Raw genomic sequence first — 18,953 nt, forward strand, 5'->3', positions numbered from 1 at the left:
TTCGCGCGGGTCAGCGGGGGGAGCGGCCCGCGAACGTCACCGCGAGGGCCAGCGCCGCGGCGGCCGCGCACACGAGCGCCATCAGGACGAACGGCCCCGCTCCCGCGGGCGCGTCCCCGAGCACCAGCGCGACGACCGCGCCGGCCAGCGCGGCGCCGACGAACCGCAGCGAGTTGAACACCCCGAGGCCCGCGCCGGAGTCCGCCTCCTGCGCCGACCGGGTCGCCCCGGCCGCGGCCGGGGTCTGGGTGAACGCCATCCCGGCACCGACGACGGCGACCGCCGCCACCAGCCCCGCCAGTGCGCCGACCCCACCGGTTCCCAGGGCCAGGACCGCGGCCAGGGCCAGCTCGCCCGCGCCGAGCACGAGCAGCCCGCCGCGCAGCGCCCACCGCGGGCTCCAGCGCTCGGTCAACACCCCGGACACGGGTGCCAGCAGCGTCATCACCAGGGGCAACGCCACGACCAGCAGGCCCGCGGTGCGCGCCGGAGCGCCGGCCGTCCCGGTCAGGAACAGCGGCACGGTGAGCAGGGTCGCGGTCAGGCAGAACATCTGGGCCATGGCGGCGACCGCGGATCGCGCGAACCGCGGCGCGACCAGCAGCCGCGGCGGCACGAACGGGTCCGCCCGGCGACGCTCGACGAGCACGAACACCACCAGCGCCGCGGTGGCGAGCCCGAACCCGCCCCACACGAGCGGCGACCCGAGACCCGCGGGCGCGACCGCGGAGGCCCCCACGAGCAGCGCGGCCACGGCGGCGGCCAGCGACAGCGCGCCCGCGACGTCGAGCCGGGCCGGTCGGGCCGGGGTGTGCGGCAGCCACCGCCACGCTCCCGCGAACGCGGCGAGCGCGAACGGCACGATCGTCACGAACACCGAGCGCCAGCCGAAGGCGTCGGTGAGCAGACCGCCGACGGTCGGCCCCGCGGCCTGGCCCGCGCCGTTCGCCGCGGCCCACCAGGAGACCGCACGCCCGCGCCGCTCGGGGCCCGCGACGTCGGTGAGCAGGGCGAGCACGGTGGGCAGCACCAGGGCGCCGGACATCCCCTGCACCGCACGGAAGGCGATGAGCAGGGGCAGCGTGGGCGCGCACGCGGCGCCGATCGCGCCGACGGTGACCCCGAGCATGGACAACAGGAACACCCGCCGCCTGCCGAGCCGCCCGCCCAGCCAACCGGCGAAGGGCAGCACCACCGCGCACGTCAGGTTGAACGCGACGACGATCAGGGTGCCGCTGGTCAGCGGCGCCCCGAGGTCCGCGGTCATCGCCGCGAGCGGGACGTTGACCAGGGTGTTCGCGATGGTGCTGGCGAAGGTGCCGAGCACGAGCGCGGCCGCGACCGGCCCGAGCCGGGGCCCGCCCGTCCCGGTGCGCTGGAGTGGGTCGGTGACGGCTCCGGACACGGGCCGCGTCCTCCTCGAGATCGGGTGGGATGGGGCGGCTCAGGCGAGGGCGACGGTGAGGTCGACCTCGACGGGCGCCCCGCCCGGCAGCGCCCGCACCCCGACGGCGGCGCGGGCGGGCAGGGCGTCCTCGCCGAGCCGGCGGGCGAGGACGGCGGAGGCGCCGTCGGCGACGGCGGACAGGGCGGTGAAGTCGTCGGTGCAGCGCACGTAGACGGTCATCCGGACCGCCCGGGCGATCCGGTCCAGCCCGCCTGCCGCCTCGGTCACGGCCAGCAGCGCGTTCCCGGCGGCCAGCCCGGCCGCCCAGCGCGCCTGCTCGGGCGTGACGTCCGCGCCGACACATCCGGTGAGCACCAGCGTCCCGGCCCGGCGCGGCGTCATCCCCGCGGAGTGCACCAGCCCGCCCGCGACCACGGCGGGCACGTACCGGCCCTGGGGGGCCGGGGCGGCGGACACGTCCGGCTCAGACACCGAGGGCCACCCCCTCCTGGCGGGAGTCGGAGCCGCCGACCAGGCAGCCGCGCTCGACGTCGAGGGAGACGACCTGGGCGCTGCCGCCCGCCCCCCAGTCCCCGACGGTGCGCACGTCGTGGCCGCGCGCGGCCAGCCCGGCGAGCGTGTCGGCACCGAGCCGGTCCTCGCAGCGCAGCTCGGCGGCGGCGCCGAGGTCGCCCGCGTCGCTGCCGGGGAACACCGAGAAGCGCGGCGCGTCGACGGCGGCCTGCGGGTCGGCGTCGTGGTCGAGCAGGTGGGACAGCAGCTGGGCGTTCCACTGGACCTGGCCGTCGCCACCGGGGGTGTTGCCGACGTGCCGGAGCCCGCCGTCGTCGTCGGTGACCAGCCAGGTGTGGAGCGTGTGCAGGGGCCTGCGGCGCGGCCGCACCTCGTTGGGGTGGCCGGGGACGAGGTACGCGCCACGGCCGAGCCGGTTGTTCAGCACGATCCCGGTGCCCGGGATCGACAGGCCCGCGCCGAAGGTGAAGGCCAGCGACAGGATCAGGCCCACCGCGCGCCCGTCGGCGTCGACCGCGACCAGGGAGGTCGTGTCGCCGTCGGGTCGCCCGGCGGCACCGGGCAGGTCGCCCGCGCGGATGCGCTCCTTCGCCCGGGCCACCGCGGCGGGCTCGCCGCCGCGGCGCCAGCCGTCGGAGTCGCTGCCCGCGTGCGCGTAGCGGTCGGCGAACGCGATCCGGGCGGCCCCGGCCAACCAGTGCACCTCCGCGGCGGACAGCGGCGCCGCGCCGAGCTCGCCCTCGCACGCGGCGAGCTGGTCGAGGACCATCCAGCCCGGCGTGGGCAGCGGGGTCTGGTGCACCCACCTCCCCCGGTAGCGACGGCGCAGCGCGGGCTCGGCGGCCACCTCGCCCGAGGCCGCCCACTCGTCCCCGGAGAACGGCGCGCCGAGCGCGGTGAGGTGCGCGACGGCCCGTTCGGCCAGGTCACCGGTGTAGAACGCGGCGGGGTCGACGGCCAGCCGGGCGATCGAGTCCGCGAGCAGGGGCTGCGCCACCCGCGTCCCGACGGCCGGGGCCCGCCCGTCCCGCAGCAGGGTCGCCGCGATCTCCGGGTCGGCGCCCAGGCGCTCGGCGTGCCGGGCGATGTCCCCCGCGGTCTTGGCCGTGCAGGGCAGGCCCCGGCGGGCCAGGCGCACCGCGGGCGCCCACAGCTCCGCGAGCGGCCGGGTGGCCCGCTCGGCCAGCGCGGAGAGCGCCGCGACGGCCCCGGGGACGGTGACCGAGCCCGCGCCGTGGCGGGGGAGCACGGTCTGTCCGGCGTAGTGCTCGGGGGTGCCGCCGTCGGGGCCGAAGCCGCTGCCGCAGAACGCGTCGACCGCGCCGGTGGGCTCCCGGACCAGGGCGAACGCATCACCGCCGAGGCCGCACTGGCCCGGCAGCGCGAGCCACGCGACGGCCGCCATCGCCAGCGCCGCGTCCACGGCGGTGCCGCCCGCGGCCAGCACGTCGGCCCCGGCCCGGCTGATCGCCGGGTGGCTGGCCGCGACCATGCCGTCGGCACCGAGTGCGGCCGGGCGCAGCGTGCCGGGGAACGGGCGAGGTGGTGCCACGGTCGTCATGGGTGCACGATGACCGCCCACGATGCGGCCCAGTAGGGGCCACCTGCACAAGTCTGGACCGCGCGGTAGTGCACTCTGCCTTAACGGCAACGTGCACAATCCGAAACCCGCGCGCTGTGCACTGTTGAGGTAGTCGTGTTCGTGCAGGTGAGAGCACCGTGACCGGCCACACCACCACATCGACCGCCACCTCGGCGGGAAGGAGGCCGCGGTGGGTCTCACTGCCGCGCACTGGGTCTACCTGGCCGGCGTCGTCGTCATCATCGGCGTCACGATCGCCCGCAGGAACGTCCTGGTCCCCGCACTCGCCGCCACGTTCGTCACCGCCTGGGTCATGACCGGCAACCCGGTCACGGGTATCCAGGCCGTCTTCAACGCGAGCCTGACCGCCGCGTCCGAGCTGTTCAACATCTTCCTGATCATCGCCATGGTCACGGCGCTGCTCGGCGCGCTGCGCGCCATGAAGGCCGACCAGCGGATGGTCACCCCCTTCCAGAAGGTCATGCGCGGCGGCTGGTCCGCCTACGTCGTGCTCGCCGTGGTCACCTACGGGATCAGCCTGTTCTTCTGGCCGACGCCCGCGGTGCCGCTGATCGGTGCGCTGCTCGTCCCGGCGGCGATCCGCGCCGGGCTGCCCGCCATGGGCGCGGCGATGGCGATCGCCGTCGCGGGTCAGGGCATGGCGCTGTCCAGCGACTACGTCATGCAGGTCGCGCCCGGGCTGTCCGCCGTCGCGGCGGGCACCGAGACCTCGGCCGTGGCCGATGTGGCGCTGGTGCTGTCCCTGGTCACCGGCGTGGCCGCGCTCGCGATCACCGGGGTGATGCTGCGCAGGCACATGCGCCGCCCGGCGGAGTCGAACCTGGAGGAGTGGGAGGCCGGGGTGGTCGCCGAGCCCCGCCCGGCCCGCCGCATGCTGCGCAAGGCGAAGCCCGCCGCCGCGGTGGCCGAGCCGCTGCGGGTCCAGGTCGAGGAGAAGGTGCCGGTGGGGGCCACCGTCGGTGGGGGCGGTGGCACCCCGCCGCCCGCCGCGCCGCCCGCGCAGCGCACCGGCGGGGGCGGTGACGGGACCGTCCCCGACCAGGAGCCCGCCCCCGAGCCCGCCGACGACCCGCGCACCGTCCGGCTGTCGAAGCTCTTCGCGGCCGTGGTGCCGATCGCCTTCCTGCTGATGATGGTCTACATGGTCCTCGGCAAGGTGGGCGTGGTCCCGGCGCTCGAGGGCGGGTCGGCGGCCGCGCTGGTCGGCGGACTGGCGGCGATCCTGGTCGTGTTCGTCGTCGCCGCCTTCGACGGGCCGAAGAAGGCGCTGCAGACCACCGGTGAGCACGTGACCGACGGGCTGGTCTTCGCCTTCCGGGCCATGGGCGTCGTGCTGCCGATCGCCGGGTTCTTCTTCCTGGGCAACGCCGACTTCGCGGGCAAGATCATCGGCGTTCCGGAGGGCCAGGAGGCGCCCGCGTTGCTGGTCGACCTGGTCACCGCGGCCGAGCGGTTCATCCCCGGCAACCCGCTGGTCGTCTGCTTCGGCATCCTGATCATCGGCATGATGTGCGGCCTGGAGGGCTCGGGCTTCTCCGGCCTGCCGCTCACCGGCTCGCTGGCCGGGGCCCTGGCGCCCAACGTCGGCATGGACCCGGCCACCCTCGCGGCCGTCGGTCAGATGGGCTCGGTCTGGACGGGGGGCGGTGTGCTCGTCGCCTGGTCCTCCCTGCTCGTCGTGGCGGGGGTGACGCGGGTCCCGGTCGTGGACCTCGCCCGCAAGTGCTTCCTGCCCGTCGTCGCCGGTCTGGTGCTGTCCACACTGGTCGCCGCGACGTTCTTCTAGGCCCCGCTCCACCCGAAGGCCCCGGCGGGTCGCCGGGGCCTTCGGCAGGTCCGGAGCGAGCTGTGCAGACCACCTCAAGATGACGCCGATCCTTGTGCGGAATGACCAGGATCGGGGCCGCCGACCTGCCTAGCGTTCCTGTCATCGGGAAGCCCCCGGTCCCCACCACCACCCACCTCCTGGAGGGCTCGTCATGACCCTGACCGTCGAGAACCCCGCCGGCGCCGGCACGCCGGGCCTGCTGTCGAAGGACGACTTCCGCGCCGCCCTGGAGGACGCGATCAAGGGCCGCGAGGCCAAGAACGCGTCCTTCAGCAAGGCCTGGGCGGACGGTGAGCTGACCCGCGAGCACTTCGCCCGCTGGGCCGAGAACCACTACCACTACGTCGGCCCGTTCGCCGACTACCTCGGCTACATCTACGGCAACACCCCCGACACCTGCACCGACGCCAAGGACTTCACCCTCCAGAACATGTACGAGGAGGAGCTGGCCGACATCCGCCACACCGACCTGCTCATCCGGTTCGGCGAGGCGTGCGGCACCACCAGGGAGCGCATCGAGGACCCCTCGAACATGAACGCGGTGACCCGGGGCCTGCAGTCCTGGTGCTACGCGGTCGCCATGCGCGAGCACTTCGTCGTCGCCACCGCGGCGCTGGTCGTCGGCCTGGAGTCGCAGGTCCCGGGCATCTACCGCAAGCAGATCGTGCCGCTGCGCGAGACCTACGGCTTCACCGAGGACGAGATCGAGTTCTTCGACCTGCACATCACCTCGGACGAGGTGCACGGCGAGCGCGGCTACCAGATCGTGCTCGAGCACGCGACCACCCCGGAGCTGCAGCAACGCTGCCTCCAGTTCGTCCGCTGGGGTGCGGAGATGCGCTTCTCCTACACCCGCGCGCTCTACGACACCTACGTCGCGCCGTCCGCCTGACCGACCGGCCGCGGCGGGCACGACCCGCCGCGGCCCTCCTCCGGAGGGGAGAGCCCGTGAGCGAGATCCGGACCGAGGAGTGGGTCGCGACGGTCCCGCTCGCGGACCTGGCCCGCAGGCGCAAGACCCGGGTCGAGATCGGGGACCGCGCCGTCGCGCTGTTCCTGGTCGGCGAGCGGGTGTTCGCCCTCGACGACGTCTGCATCCACAAGGGACGGTCCCTGTCCCGCGGGGTGCTCTGGCAGGGCAGCGTCGTCTGCCCCGCCCACCAGTGGAAGTTCGATCCCGAGACCGGCGCCGCGGAGGACCGCGACGAGTGCCAGCCGGTCCACGCCGTCCGCGTCGTCGACGGGATCGTGCACGTCAGCGCCCAGCCGCGATAGGAGCCCCGATGTCCGACCTGCCCCGCAGCCTGGTGACCGTGGGAGCCGGCCAGGCGGCCGTGTCCGCCGTGCGGCTGCTGCGCCGCCGCGGCTTCGACGGCCCGGTGACCGTCCTGTCCGACGAGCCGCACGCCCCCTACCAGCGCCCGCCGCTGTCCAAGGAGTACCTGCGCGGCGAGACCGACGTCGCGGAGCTGACCCTGCTCGACGACGCGTGGTGCGCCGCGAACGCCGTCGACCTGCGCCTCGGGGTGCGGGCCGAGCGGGTGGCGGCGGGGCGGGTCGAGCTCGTCGGCGGCGGAGTCGTCACCGCCGACGCCGTGCTGCTCACCACCGGCGCCCGGGCCCGCAGGCTCCCCGGGGTGGACGGCGACCGGGTGATCCACCTGCGCACCCTCGACGACGCGGCCCGGCTGCGCGACCTGCTCCCCGCGGCCGAGCGGATCGCCGTCGTCGGGGGCGGGCTGATCGGTTCCGAGATCGCCGCGACCGCCCGCGAGCACGGCGTGGCCGTGACCGTGCTGGAGGCGGGCCTGCTGCCGATGATCGGCAGGATCGGCCGGGAGATGGCCGAGGTGTACGCCGACCTGCACCGCGGCCACGGCGTGGACCTGCGCTGCGGCCAGGAGATCGCGGCCGTCGAGCAGACCGCGTCCGGGGTCCTGGTGCACACCGCCGCGGGCCGGGTCGAGGCGGACCTGGTCGTCGTCGCCGTCGGCGCGGTGCCGAACGACGAGATCGCCCGCGCGTCCGGCCTGGCCGTGGACCCCGTGCGCGGCGGGATCGCGGTCGACGACGCCTGCCGCACCGCGCTGCCCGGCGTCTTCGCCGCGGGGGACGTGGCCGCCCGCCGGGTCGGCGACGGGTTCGTCCGCCACGAGCACGTCGACAACGCGACCACCCAGGGCACCGCGGTCGCGAAGGCGATGGTCGGCAGGCCGGTGGGCGCCCCGGAGGCGCCCTGGTTCTGGTCCGACCAGTACGGGCTCGGGCTGCAGGTCGTCGGCGCGCCGCGCCCGGGCGCCGAGGTCGTGGTGCGCGGGAACGTGGCCGAGCGGGACTTCACCGCCTTCTACCTCGCCGACGGGTGCGTGCACGCCGCGTTCGCGATGGACCGCGGCGGCGACGTCCCGGCCGCCCGGCAGCTGATCTCCCTGGGCCTGCCCGTGCCGACCGCCGCCCTGGCCGACGACGACACCGACCTGTTCGACCTCCTCGACACCATCAGCGCCTGAAGGAGACCACCGTGGAGTTCCACAAGATCGCCCGCTCCGGCCAGATCCCCGACGGCGTCGTGCGGCGGTTCTTCGCCGGTGACGTCGAGGTGGCGCTGTCCCGCCAGGACGGGGAGATCCACGCGACCTCGAACTACTGCAGCCACCTCGACTGCCTGCTGTCCAGCGGGAAGGTCACCGACGAGGGCCTGCTGTGCTCGTGTCACGGCAGCGTCTTCGACTACGCCTCCGGCGAGCCGCTCTGCCCGCCCGCGACCCGGCCCATCGTGATCTTCCCGGTGCGCGAGGAGGACGGCCACATCCACGTCGGGATCGACGAGGAGCTGGCCGCCGCGGCCGCGAAGCGCCGGGCGTCGGGGGCCAGGCGGCTCACGCCGGGCTGAGCCCCGGTTCGCCGTCAGGGGGCGGTGACCGCCCTCAACACCGGCAGCACGTCGAAGGTGCAGACGCCCGCGCGCACGGCCGGGTCCGCTCGCGACCAGGCTCCGAGGGGCGAGGCGTCAGACGGCGTCGTCCACGGACAGCCGCCCCGCCGCCACCCGCCAGCGACGGGTGGCGCGGACCGTGTCCAGCATCCGGCGGTCGTGGGTGACCAGCAGGACGGTGCCCGGGAAGGAGTCCAGGGCCTGCTCCAGCTGCTCGATCGCGGGCAGGTCGAGGTGGTTGGTGGGCTCGTCGAGCACCAGCAGGTTCACCTCGCGGGCCTGCAGCAGCGCCAGCGCCGCGCGGGTCCGCTCGCCCGGGGACAGCGAGGCCGCGGGCCGGGGCACGTGCTCCTTCGTGAGCCCGAACTTGGCCAGCAGGGTCCGGACCTCGGACTCCGGCCAGTCCGGCACCGCCCGGCCGAACGCCGTCACCAGCGGTTCGTCGCCGAGGAACAGCCCGCGGGCCTGGTCGACCTCGCCGACCACGACCCCGGAGCCCAGGCCCGCGCTGCCCGCCGCGACCGGGATCCGCCCGAGCAGCGCGCCGAGCAGCGTCGACTTCCCCGACCCGTTGGCGCCGGTGATGATCACGCGGTCGGCCCAGTCGACCTGCGCCGTGACCGGCCCGAGCGTGAACGACCCCCGCTCCACGACGGCGCCGTCCAGCCGCGCCGCGACCGCGCCGGACCGCGGGGCCGCGGCGATCGTCATGCGCAGCTCCCACTCCTTGCGCGGCTCCTCGACGACCTCGAGGCGCTCGATCGCCCGCTGCGTCTGGCGGGCCTTCGACGCCTGCTTCTCGCTGGTCTCCGCCCGCTTGGCCTTGACGTTCTTGTCGTTGTCCTTCGACTTGCGCCGCGCGTTGCGCACGCCCTGGGCCATCCAGTTGCGCTGCATCTGGGCGCGGTCCTTGAGCTGGTCGAGCCTGTCGTCGTACTCCTCGTACGCCTCGCGGGCGTGCCTGCGCGCGATCTCGCGCTCGGCGAGGTAGCTGTCGTAGCCGCCGTCGTAGACCCCGACCCGGTGCTGGTGCAGGTCCAGCTCCACGATCCGGTTCACCGTGCGGGCCAGGAACTCGCGGTCGTGCGACACGATCACCGCCGGACTCCGCAGCCCGCGCACGAACTTCTCCAGCCGCTCCAGGCCGTCGAGGTCGAGGTCGTTGGTGGGCTCGTCGAGCAGCAGGACGTCGTAGCGGGAGAGCAGCAGCGCGGCGAGCCCGGCGCGGGCGGCCTGCCCGCCGGACAGCGCGCTCATCGGGGTGTCGAGGGACACCCCGAGGCCGACCTCCGCGGCGACCTCACCCGCCCGCTCGTCGAGGTCCGCGCCGCCGAGCGCGAGCCAGCGGTCCAGCGCGGCCGAGTACTCGGTGCCGTCGGAGGTCGCGAGCTCCTCCGCGGCCGCGTCCATCGTCGCCTGCGCCGCCGCCACCCCCGTCCGGCGGGCGAGGTACGCGCTGATCGACTCCGGCCCGCGCTCCAGTTCCTGGGGCAGGTGTCCGACGGTCGCGTCCGGCGGGGACAGCGAGACCGACCCCTCGGTGTCGATCCCCCGCCCGCCCGTCTCCCCGGCCAGCAGGCGCAGCAGGGTCGACTTCCCCGCCCCGTTCACCCCGACCAGCCCGACGACGTCCCCGGGCGCCACCACCAGGTCCAGACCGGTGAACAGGACCCGGGCGCCGTGCCCGGCGGAGAGGGCCGAAGTCTGCAGTGTCGCGCTCATGTCACCGCCGAGCGTAACCGTGCCCCCGACCCGCCCGTCGGTGACGCGAGCGCTGCCGCGAGTGCGCTCCCGTCACCCTCGCCCGGCATGATCCTTCCGAGGGTCACGGGAGCGTCGGTGTGGGTGCGCTCCTGTCATGCGGGTGCGCTCCTGTCACGCTCGCGATACGCGGTCTCGCGCCGCACTGATCGTTCCGAGCGTCACTCGAGCGCTGTCGCGGGTGCGCTCCCGTCACGCTCGCGCGCGGTGATCATTCCGAGTGTCACCGGAGCGCCCCGGTGACTGCGCTCTTGTCACGTTCGTGCCGTGATCGCGTCGAGTGTCACGAGAGCGCGAGCGCGAACCTGCCGCGGCGTGGGTGTCTCGGGAGTGTTCGACCGGGTCGTCGCGTCGCGGGGCGCGCACGAGTGCGATGCCGGCGACCGCGTCCGAGCTGTGCGCACCGGGCGCGTCCGGGCGCGGTCACGCACGGCGATCACCCGGCCTGTGAGGAGGCAGGCAGGGCGGGAACCGGGGGTGGCGACATAGGGTCGAACACGTGAACCCGTCGACCGCCCAGGCCCGCGTGGTCGTGGACGAGCTGGTCCGCCTCGGCGTGACCGACGCCGTCCTCTGCCCGGGCTCGCGCAACGCGCCGCTGGCGTTCGCGCTCCACGCGGCGGACGCGGCGGGCAGGCTGCGGTTGCACGTGCGCGTCGACGAACGGACCGGCGCCTTCCTGGCGCTCGGCCTCGCGCTGGGCTCCGGGCGCCCCGTCCCGGTGGTGACGACGTCCGGGACCGCGGTCGCGAACCTGCACCCCGCGGTGCTCGAGGCGGCCTGGTCCGGCGTGCCGCTGCTGGCGCTGACCGCGGACCGGCCGATGGACCTCGTCGGCACCGGGGCCAGCCAGACCGTGGACCAGCACGGGATCTTCGGCACGGCCGTGCGCCGCGCCTCCACCCTGTCGGTGGCGAGCAGCGACTCGCGCGAGCCCGCGCGCTGGCGGTCGGCGGTGGACCGCGCGGTCGCGGCGGCCACCGGGGCGGCGGGTGGCGAGCCGGGCCCGGTGCACCTGAACGTGCCGTTCGCGGAGCCGCTGGTGCCCGAGCCGGGCGCGGTGTTCCCCGAGGGCAGGCCGGACGGTGCACCGTGGACGGTCGTCTCGCCGGTGGGGCGGGTCGCCGCGCCCCTACCCCTGGACCCGGCGGCACCCACGCTGGTCGTGGCGGGCGCCGGCACCGCGCCCGCGCCGACCCTGCTCGGCGGGACCCCGGTGATCGCGGAGCCGTCGTCGCCGCTGTGGGCGCACGGGCTGGTCGCCGGGCCGTGGCTCCTGGGTGCGGCCGGCGCGCTGCCGCGGCCCCGGCAGGTCGTGGTGATCGGCAGGCCGACGCTGCACCGCGCCGTCGCCCGGCTGCTGGCCGACCCCGCCGTCGACGTCTACGCGGTGGCGGCCCCGGACGGCATGCCGTTCACCGACGTCGCGGGCTCGGTGCGGGCCGTCGGGGCGTTGCCGCAGCTCGCCCCGCCCGCCGAGTTCGTCCGCGCGTGGCGGGAGGCGGACGACGCGGCCGCCGCCGTGCTCGACCGGACGCTCGACCCGACCCGCGATCCGGAGCACGCCGCGGTGCCGCGGGGACTCGTGCTGGCCCGCGCGCTGACCGCGGCGCTGCCGGGCGGTTCGCGGCTGGTGCTCGGGTCGTCGAACCCCGTGCGGGACGTCGCCCTGGCCGCGCTGCCGCGGGCCGGGCTGGAGGTGCTGTCCAACCGCGGGGTCGCCGGCATCGACGGAACCGTGTCGACGGCCGTCGGCGCCGCGCTGACCCATCCCGGCCCCACGGTGGCGCTGCTCGGCGACCTCACCCTGCTGCACGACACCACCGGGCTGCTGATCGGGCCGGACGAACCCCGCCCCGCGCTGACCCTGGTGGTGCTCAACGACTCGGGCGGCGGCATCTTCGGCCTGCTGGAGCAGGGCGCGGACGAGCATGCGGCCTCCTTCGAGCGGATCTTCGGCACGCCGCACCGGGCGGACCTCGCCGCCGTCGCCACCGGCCTCGGCGCCACGCACACCCTGCTCACCGACCTCGCGGACCTGCCCGAGGCGCTCGCGGGCGAGGACAAGGGCCTGCGGGTCGTCGAGGTGCGGGCCGACCGGAGCACGCTGCGGGCGGGCCACGACGCCCTCGCCGCCGAGATCACCGCCGCGGTCCGCGCGCTCCCCGACCGCACCTGACCCGCGTCCGACCCGCCTGGTGCACGTGTCGTGCGCTCACTGCGGCATGATCACCGAAAGCGTGCGCTCAGCGTGGCGTTGGCAGCGGTGAGCGCACGTTTTCGCTGATCACCGGTGCCGATGCGGGCCGAATGAGGGCCGTTCGCGGGCACCCTCCTGCCGCTGAGCGGAGTAGGCGACTGCGCCGTGCGGTCACGATCCGCCAGCTGCCGTGCCCGCTGGGTAACGACCCGCGACGACGCGCCGATGCGCCCGACAGGACCTCGGACGCGTTCGCCCGAGCTCCTCGGCCCCGCGTCCCGCCGGGCCGCCCCCGACCCTCCGAGGAACCGGTGACCTCCAGCCTCCGGAGCCGCGACCCGCGGCCAGACCCGAGCGACGGCACCCGCGCGACCGGCGCCGCCGCGCGGATGCCGGACGGTCCGCACCTGGTCGTCGTGCGCCCGTCCGCCCCGAGTGGGGACGCGGCCGCGGCGGGCTGGCCCACCGGCCGTCGGCGGCGGCCCGCCGGGGCTCGTGCACCATGGGACCGCCGCGGACCGGTATCGATTCCCGCACCCCGGCCCGCGCCGGCGCCCCGTTCGGCGTGGCGGGACGTCCCGCGGGAGTCGTGGACGGCGTTCGCGGTCGAGCTCGCCGCGCTGGCCACCGTGGCGGTCGTCGCGTGGCTCGCCCTCCGCGGACTCGCGATCACGCCCGTGGCGCGGGCCGCCGCCGCGGCGTCGCTCGCGGGCGGGACCGCGGCCGCGCTGATGATCGCCGTCGCGGGGCGGGCGTCCGGCAGCAGGCGCGCCGAACGCCTCGCCGCGGCGGTGGCCTGCGCCACGCTGGCGGGCCCGCTCGGTGCGGCCCTGGAGCTGCGCGGCGGCGGCCTCTGGCCGGTGGTGGGGATGGTCGGGCTGCTCGCCGCGGTGGCGTTGTTGGTGCTCGCCGTGCGCAGGCGGTCCTCGGCCCGCCGGCCGGTGGTCCTCGTCGCCGCGGGTGCCCTCGCCTGCGCCGTCGCGGCAGCGGGCACCCTCGACGGCCTCGCCCCGGGCGTCGCGCTCCCACCCGCGGTGGGGTCCGCCGCGTCCCTGGCGGTGTGGGCCGGTGCGGCTGCGGCGGGTCTGCTCGCGGTGGCCGCGGGCGTGCGCCGGGACCGTCCGCTGCTGCGGCGGGTCGGTCTCGCCTTCGCGCTGCCCGCCGCGGCCCACGCGGTGTCGGTGTCCGGGGTGCAGGCGAGCGTGTCGGTCGCGCTGCACCTGGCCGCGACGGCCGCGCTGCTCGCCGCCGCCGTCCCGTTCCTGTGCGGCGCGGTCCGCAGCCTGCGCGAGGAGCGCGAGGCCTACCGCGCGGAGGTCGACTCCCTGCGCGCGGCGGTGGAGCGCCGGAGCTGACGGTCAGGCCGGAGGGGGCGCGGCGGTGGGGTCCGCGCCGCCCTCCGGCACGGCGCCCTCCGGTGACTGCGGCGCGACGGGGGCGGGCGGGGTGGGCGGGGTCTCCGGCCCGCCCTCGGGCACCGCACCGCCCGGCACGGGAGCGGGCTCCGACGTGGCGGGGACCCCGTCCGGAACGACGGCGGTCGTGGTCTCCGCCGGGGGGAGGCACCCCGTCGTCGTGTCGGTCGGGTCGGTGGTGCAGGTGGCCCCGTCCGGCCCGCCGTCGAGCAGGTCCGCGCCCGGCCCGCCGTCGAGGACGTCCGCGCCCGGGCCGCCCTCCAGCAGGTCGGCGCCGGAGTCCCCGCTCAGGCGGTCGACGCCCGCCCCGCCGACGAGCACGTCGTCCCCGGCACCGCCGGAGATCGTGTCGTCCCCGTCCCCGCCGACGAGACAGTCCGCGCCCGCCGAGCCGACGATCGTGTCGCCCGCCGCCGACCCGACGACCAGGAACGGCCCGGCGACGCCCGGCCGGTCCCGGGCCGCGTCGAACGCCGGGTTCGCCGGCGTGAGCACGACCTTCTCCGCGAACGACGCGGGCGAGCGGCCCGCGCACTCCGGGGGCAGGTCGGCGGCGGTCACCGCGGCGACGGGTGCGGCGGCGCTCGGGGTGGGGGAGGTGCTGCCCGGTGCGGGTGCGGCGGCTCTGGCCGCCGTCAGGGTCCGCGGCCCAGCCGCGGCGGTGGCCGCCGTCGAGACCGAGAGTGTCCCCGTCGCGGCGTGGTTGAAGCCGCTGCCCGAGGTCGAGTAGGCGTGCAGCCGCAGCGGCACCGTGTCGGTCTTGCCCGCGAACAGGCCGTTGAGCAGGCCGCTGTAGGTGGCGGTGACGGTGGAGGCGGTGGTGCTGCCCGCGTCCACCGAGGGCGCGAGGGTGATCTCGGCGCCGTTGAGCATGGTGCAGTAGGCGACCGAGGTCCCGGCGACGGAGAACGTGATGGTGGGACCGACCGCCCCGGCGATGCTCCGGGTCCGCCAGCCGGTGCCGGGGTTGTAGGAGCAGAAGTTCGACGCGTACGTGGTGGCCGGCGTGGTGTCGACGGTCAGCCGGGCGGTCGTCGTCCCCGCGTAGACCACGGTGAGCGTCGCGCTGACGGAGCCGGACGCGGCCGGGTTGGCGAAGGCCAGGGTCGGTGTCTTCGACGCGGCTCCCAGGACGACGGTGGCGGCGCCGAGCTGTCCGGGCTTCGCCTCGACATCGGTGTAGCGGGCGAGAGTGGTGTCGGCGGTGGACAGGAAAGCCGTCGCCAGAATGACCGAAATCGCCACGATGGAGACGATGACCCGGCGTCGCATCTGATTTCCTGAAGGTCGAAGAGGTGTCCCGGAAAGGGTTTCCGGGACACCTCCGGACGAACCGAGGGTGACGCCTGCTACGACGTTCGGGTCACGTGGTCGCCTGGACCAGGGTGAAGGTCGAGCCGAGCGTCACGGTGTCGCCCTGCACCTTGTTGTTGGGGTTCGTCTCGGCCGTGGTCGAGGTGTCGTTCGGCAGCGCGAACCGCAGCACGTAGGTGCCGGTGGCGCCCGCGGCGAGCGCGGACCCGTTGCCCGGCAGCGGGGTCTTCACGAACTCGGTCATCGCGACCGGCGCGGTCGCCACGTTCGACGCGGGGGAGGAGACCACGACCACCGTCATCTGGTCCTGCAGGTCGCCCGCCGGCTTGCAGGCGCCGCCCTCGGCGGTGCGCTCCGGCTCGGTGCAGGTGCCGTCCGCGCCGGTCAGGGTGAGGGAGTTGCTCAGCGTGCCGCCGATCGACCCGGCGTTGTGCACGGTGAACGTGACGTCCTTGGTGTACCCGGGCGCGATGTTGGTGCCGGTGAACAGCGTCTGGACACCCGTGCCGCCGATCTCCAGGTCCAGTGTGCCCGCGGTCTGGGTGCCGCCGGGGCCGGTCTCGGTGTCGGTGAAGGCGGCATAGGTCCCCGCCCCGATGGCGGCGGCGGCGATCACCGCCGCCACGACTCCGATGATCAGGCCCGCCTTCCGGCGCCTGTCCTTTTTCGCGTTCTCCTGAATCGTCACCTGGCTGCTCCGGTCGCGAGGAATGGGGGATGCCGCGAGAACCGGGAGAAATGCGCGGCGAGCGCCGAGTATGCGCACCCGCGGCAGTCGCGGCAATTCGAGTCGTGTCCGCCATTCGATCGGGTGGTCGGGGCAGCGGAATGGGTCCGCGCCACGGAGAATCACGCACATGGGATCGCATTCCGTCGCGGCGGAGCCTGCGCGTACCCGTCGTCGCCACCCGGCCCGGCGGGTGCTCGGCGTCCTCGGCGCGCTCGCCGTGGTCGCCGCGCTCGCCCTCGCCTGCGCGCTCGCGATCCTCCCGCTGCTGGTCGGCGGGAAGGCCCTCACGGTGCTCTCCGGCAGCATGGAGCCGACGCTGCCCGTGGGGTCGGTCGCGGTGATCCGGCCCGTCGAGCCCGCGCGGCTCGGGGTCGGTGACGTCGTGAACTTCACCGACCGGGACGCCTCGACGGGGGAGGCGCGGGTCGTCACCCACCGCATCGTCGCGGTGCAGCCCGGGCCCCGGTTCGTGACCAGGGGGGACGCCAACCCCGTGGACGACCCGAACCCGGTCGCGGCCGCCGACGTGCACGGCGAGCTCTGGTACGACGTGCCCTCCGTCGGCACGGTCCGGGACCGCCTCACCGCCCCCGCCGGGCTCGCGATCCTCGGCGGAGTGGTGCTGCTCGGCGTGGCCCTGACCCTGCTGGTCCCCCGCGAGCGGGCCTAAGCCTCGAGGGCCTCGAGGGCCTCGCGCACCGCGAGCAGCTTCGCCGCGGCCTCGCGGACCTCGCTGTCGGGATCGGAGTCCGCGACGATCCCGCAGCCCGCGTACAGCCGGGCGACCGGACCGTCCAGCTGCGCGCACCGCAGCGCGACGCCGAGCTCGCCGTCCCCCGTCGCGTCGACCCAGCCGACGGGGCCCGCGTACCGCCCGCGGTCCATGCCCTCGAGCGCCGCGATCAGCGCGACGGCCTCGGCGCGCGGGGTGCCGCCGACCGCGGCCGTCGGATGCACCGCGCCCACGATCCGCAGCAGGGAGGCGTCTCCGCGGACCCGGCCGCGGACGTCCGTGGCCAGGTGCGACACGTTGTGCAGGTCGAGCACCGACGGCTGCGCCGGGACCTCGAGGCCGCGGCAGAAGGGCTCCAGGCGCGCGGCCAGCGACTCCACCGCGTACCGGTGCTCGACGAGGTTCTTCTCCGTGGCGAGCTCGCCGCCCGCCCACGCCGTGCCCGCCAACACCCGGGACTCCACCATCCCGGAACGCTTGCGCAGCAACAGCTCCGGGGTGGCGCCGACGAGCCCGTCGACGGCGTACGCCCAGCACGTCGGGTAGCGCTGGGCCATCTCGCGCAGCAGGTGGCGCGGGTCGTGCGGGGTCTCGGACACGGCGAGCAGGTCGTGGGCGAGGGCGGCCTTGTCCAGCTCGCCCGCGCGCATCCGCCGCACGGCCTCGGCGACGGCGGCCCGGTACCCGGAGACGGGCAGGTCCCCGTCGGCGTAGCGCAGCCCGGTGGGGCGCCGGACGGGCTCGGTGGACCGGGGCTCGGGTGCGCCGAACTCGGTCACCCACGCGCGCCCGCCGCGCAGCCCGACGACGACCCGCGGCACCACCAGCACCGACCCGGGCGAGCGGTCGGCGAAGGTCAGCGACGCGAACGCCACGGGCCCGCTGCCGGGCACGCCCACGTCGTCGGTCACGGTCATGTCCGCGACGAGCCGCCGCCACCAGCCGTCCGCGTCGGCGAACCGGCGCGCCCCGGTCCCGGTGAACCGCGCGACCTCGCCCCACCCGACGAGCCCCTCGCCGCCGCGGACCCAGGACAGCGGTCCGGACGCGGACGGCAACAGCGACAGCAGCCCGTGGGCGGGTGGCGGCACCTCGCGGGAGCGCACCCGCAGTCCGGTGGGGAGCGCTGCGGTCGTCACGCTTCGAGAGTAGGGACGGCGTCGGCGGGCCGCACGGGGACCATGACTACAGTCACCGCCGTGGCGGGTGGTGGCGCGGCGGAGCTACTGGCCGAGGTCGGGCGGACCGCGGTCGGCTTCGGTCGGGCGGTGCACCGGCGGCTGCCCCGGGTCCTGGTCGGCGTCGCGGCGCTGTGGACCGCGCTGTGCCTGGTGGCGTTCGTGGGCGCGCTCGCGGACGACGTCCGGATCGACGCCGATCGCGGCACCGCCACCGCCGAGGTGCTCGACGGGTCGGGCTTCGCCCGCACCCTGGTCCGCTTCCCGGTGCCGGACGGCCGGCTGGTCGCCCCCGAGCGTGGCGTCTACCACCCGCGCGGCCTGCAGCCCGGGAGCACGGTGCAGGTCGAGTACGCCCGGTCCGATCCGGACCTCGTCCGCGTCGCTGGCCGCACGGCGTGGGCCGGTCTCCCGCTCCTGCTGGGGTTCGCCGCGGCGGGCTGGGCGGCCTTCGGTGGTGCCGCCTACCTGGTGCGCAGGCGGCGGGGGCGGGTCGCTCAGGTCGCCCACCAGGAGTAGACCTCCTCGACGACGGCGGGGGCCCCGACCAGCAGGCCGCCCGCGGGCAGCGGCTCGGGCCGCCCGGCCCGGTCGAGCACGACGGCCCCGGCCTCCAGGGCGAGGCAGAGGGCGCCCGCGACGTCCCACTCGTGGTAGCCGTCGACGACCGCGGCGACCGCGCGCCCCAGCGCGACCTGGGTGATCGCGAGGGCGGACGAGCCCAGCACCCGGATCCCGGTGTGCCGGGCCCGCGCCCGCTCGACCAGGGCGGGGGAGGGCGACTCCGCGCAGACCAGGCCGCCGACGACCCCGGTGGTGCCCGACAGGGTGGGGACCGGTGCGCCGTTGGCGCGGACCCCGCGGCCCCGCGCGGCGGCGTAGATCGTGGCGCGGCTCGGGTCGGCGATCACCCCGACGACCGGGCCGTCGGCGTCGACCAGACCGAGGCTGTAGGCGCACCAGGGCAGGCCCGCGACGTAGTTGGCGGTGCCGTCGACGGGGTCCACGATCCAGCGCAGGCCCGCCGGGTCGGCCTCCCCGCCGTACTCCTCGCCGATCACCGGGACCTCGGGGAACTCGGCGGCGAGCACCCGGCGGGTGTGTCGCTCCAGGGTGCGGTCGGTGTCGGTGACCCAGTCGAAGGGATCGGACTTGGCCGCGGAGCCGGGGGCGCGGCCCGCGGTCGCCGCGATGACCTCGGCGGCGTCGTTGGCGAGCCTGCCCGCGACCTCCAGGGCGCGGGAGAGCAGCCCCGGGTCCACCGGGGCCGGGGTGCGGGTGGTGGCCGTCATGCTCGCGATGCTCCGCGCCCGGGGTATCGCCGTCCGGTCCGCG

Annotated in this window: 17 protein-coding genes; 9 read left to right on the forward strand and 8 right to left on the reverse strand. The window is 76.0% G+C overall.

What is annotated here, in order from left to right:
- Positions 1-10: 10 nt before the first annotated feature.
- The 3 genes from BLS43_RS03500 to BLS43_RS03510 are packed head-to-tail and all read right to left on the reverse strand — an operon-like array spanning position 11 to position 3,482.
- Positions 11-1,405: an MFS transporter gene (locus tag BLS43_RS03500; RefSeq protein ID WP_176921153.1), complete on the reverse strand. Its 1,395-nt coding sequence runs from the start codon at positions 1,403-1,405 to the stop codon at positions 11-13.
- A 39-nt stretch (positions 1,406-1,444) separates the two neighbouring features.
- The gene (locus BLS43_RS03505; RefSeq protein WP_093076600.1) at positions 1,445-1,879 is read right to left on the reverse strand and encodes a RidA family protein; all 435 of its coding nucleotides are present in this window, start codon (positions 1,877-1,879) and stop codon (positions 1,445-1,447) included.
- Positions 1,872-3,482, reverse strand: a complete 1,611-nt coding sequence (locus BLS43_RS03510) for a gamma-glutamyltransferase family protein (protein ID WP_245707275.1) — start codon at positions 3,480-3,482, stop codon at positions 1,872-1,874. The genes BLS43_RS03505 and BLS43_RS03510 overlap by 8 nt, the downstream gene beginning before the upstream one ends.
- A gap of 211 nt (positions 3,483-3,693) precedes the next feature.
- Between BLS43_RS03510 and BLS43_RS03515 the strand changes: the two genes are divergently transcribed.
- The 5 genes from BLS43_RS03515 (at position 3,694) to BLS43_RS03535 (ending at position 8,245) form a co-directional block, all read left to right on the forward strand.
- Positions 3,694-5,310, forward strand: a complete 1,617-nt coding sequence (locus tag BLS43_RS03515; RefSeq protein ID WP_093076602.1) for a hypothetical protein — start codon at positions 3,694-3,696, stop codon at positions 5,308-5,310.
- 193 nt (positions 5,311-5,503) lie between these two features.
- Positions 5,504-6,244: an iron-containing redox enzyme family protein gene (locus BLS43_RS03520; protein WP_093076605.1), complete on the forward strand. Its 741-nt coding sequence runs from the start codon at positions 5,504-5,506 to the stop codon at positions 6,242-6,244.
- 56 nt (positions 6,245-6,300) lie between these two features.
- Positions 6,301-6,627 carry a Rieske (2Fe-2S) protein gene (locus BLS43_RS03525; protein ID WP_237196430.1) on the forward strand — a complete coding sequence of 109 codons (327 nt, stop codon included), beginning with the start codon at positions 6,301-6,303 and terminating at the stop codon, positions 6,625-6,627.
- Positions 6,628-6,635: 8 nt separating this feature from the next.
- Positions 6,636-7,862 (forward strand): NAD(P)/FAD-dependent oxidoreductase, encoded by a 1,227-nt coding sequence (locus BLS43_RS03530; RefSeq protein ID WP_093076608.1) that lies wholly within the window; start codon positions 6,636-6,638, stop codon positions 7,860-7,862.
- 11 nt (positions 7,863-7,873) lie between these two features.
- Positions 7,874-8,245, forward strand: a complete 372-nt coding sequence (locus BLS43_RS03535) for a Rieske (2Fe-2S) protein (protein WP_093076611.1) — start codon at positions 7,874-7,876, stop codon at positions 8,243-8,245.
- A gap of 117 nt (positions 8,246-8,362) precedes the next feature.
- Here BLS43_RS03535 and BLS43_RS03540 read toward each other — a convergent pair whose 3' ends face one another.
- Entirely contained in the window at positions 8,363-10,009 is a 1,647-nt protein-coding gene (locus BLS43_RS03540) for an ABC-F family ATP-binding cassette domain-containing protein (RefSeq protein WP_093076614.1), read from the reverse strand.
- 538 nt (positions 10,010-10,547) lie between these two features.
- Between BLS43_RS03540 and menD the strand changes: the two genes are divergently transcribed.
- Both menD and BLS43_RS03550 read left to right on the forward strand, forming a co-directional pair.
- Positions 10,548-12,227: a 2-succinyl-5-enolpyruvyl-6-hydroxy-3-cyclohexene-1-carboxylic-acid synthase gene (gene menD, locus BLS43_RS03545; protein ID WP_093076617.1), complete on the forward strand. Its 1,680-nt coding sequence runs from the start codon at positions 10,548-10,550 to the stop codon at positions 12,225-12,227.
- Positions 12,228-12,559: 332 nt separating this feature from the next.
- Positions 12,560-13,603, forward strand: coding sequence for a hypothetical protein (locus BLS43_RS03550; protein ID WP_093076620.1), 1,044 nt, complete (start codon positions 12,560-12,562; stop codon positions 13,601-13,603).
- Positions 13,604-13,606: 3 nt separating this feature from the next.
- Here the strand turns inward: BLS43_RS03550 and BLS43_RS03555 are convergent, their stop codons facing one another.
- Both BLS43_RS03555 and BLS43_RS29230 read right to left on the reverse strand, forming a co-directional pair.
- Entirely contained in the window at positions 13,607-14,908 is a 1,302-nt protein-coding gene (locus BLS43_RS03555) for a calcium-binding protein (protein ID WP_245707276.1), read from the reverse strand.
- Between the two features lie 118 nt (positions 14,909-15,026).
- Entirely contained in the window at positions 15,027-15,665 is a 639-nt protein-coding gene (locus BLS43_RS29230; protein ID WP_176921154.1) for a TasA family protein, read from the reverse strand.
- Between the two features lie 169 nt (positions 15,666-15,834).
- On the opposite strand from BLS43_RS29230, the gene BLS43_RS29235 reads away from it, so the two are divergent.
- On the forward strand, positions 15,835-16,377 hold the full coding sequence (locus tag BLS43_RS29235) for a signal peptidase I (protein WP_176921155.1): 543 nt from the start codon (positions 15,835-15,837) through the stop codon (positions 16,375-16,377).
- Here BLS43_RS29235 and BLS43_RS03565 read toward each other — a convergent pair.
- Positions 16,374-17,579, reverse strand: coding sequence for an isochorismate synthase (locus BLS43_RS03565; protein WP_093076626.1), 1,206 nt, complete (start codon positions 17,577-17,579; stop codon positions 16,374-16,376). The genes BLS43_RS29235 and BLS43_RS03565 overlap by 4 nt on opposite strands.
- Before the next feature lie 60 nt (positions 17,580-17,639).
- Here BLS43_RS03565 and BLS43_RS03570 point away from each other — a divergent pair, with 60 nt between their 5' ends.
- Positions 17,640-18,137 (forward strand): DUF3592 domain-containing protein, encoded by a 498-nt coding sequence (locus BLS43_RS03570; RefSeq protein WP_093076629.1) that lies wholly within the window; start codon positions 17,640-17,642, stop codon positions 18,135-18,137.
- Here the strand turns inward: BLS43_RS03570 and BLS43_RS03575 are convergent.
- A complete protein-coding gene (locus BLS43_RS03575) occupies positions 18,116-18,910 on the reverse strand; it encodes an inositol monophosphatase family protein (RefSeq protein ID WP_093076632.1) in 795 nt (264 codons plus the stop codon). The genes BLS43_RS03570 and BLS43_RS03575 overlap by 22 nt on opposite strands.
- Between the last annotated feature and the right edge of the window lie 43 nt (positions 18,911-18,953).

Origin of the sequence: Pseudonocardia oroxyli (assembly GCF_900102195.1) — a bacterium.
Lineage (GTDB): Bacteria > Actinomycetota > Actinomycetes > Mycobacteriales > Pseudonocardiaceae > Pseudonocardia > Pseudonocardia oroxyli.

What these genes read in the sequence shown, in the direction of transcription:
- BLS43_RS03540 (WP_093076614.1), bottom strand. Translation starts at nt 10,009, where the DNA reads ATGAGCGCGACACTGCAGACTTCGGCCCTCTCCGCCGGGCACGGCGCC.
- BLS43_RS03510 (WP_245707275.1), bottom strand. Translation starts at nt 3,482, where the DNA reads ATGACGACCGTGGCACCACCTCGCCCGTTCCCCGGCACGCTGCGCCCG.
- BLS43_RS03520 (WP_093076605.1), top strand. Translation starts at nt 5,504, where the DNA reads ATGACCCTGACCGTCGAGAACCCCGCCGGCGCCGGCACGCCGGGCCTG.
- BLS43_RS03575 (WP_093076632.1), bottom strand. Translation starts at nt 18,910, where the DNA reads ATGACGGCCACCACCCGCACCCCGGCCCCGGTGGACCCGGGGCTGCTC.
- BLS43_RS29235 (WP_176921155.1), top strand. Translation starts at nt 15,835, where the DNA reads ATGGGATCGCATTCCGTCGCGGCGGAGCCTGCGCGTACCCGTCGTCGC.
- BLS43_RS03530 (WP_093076608.1), top strand. Translation starts at nt 6,636, where the DNA reads ATGTCCGACCTGCCCCGCAGCCTGGTGACCGTGGGAGCCGGCCAGGCG.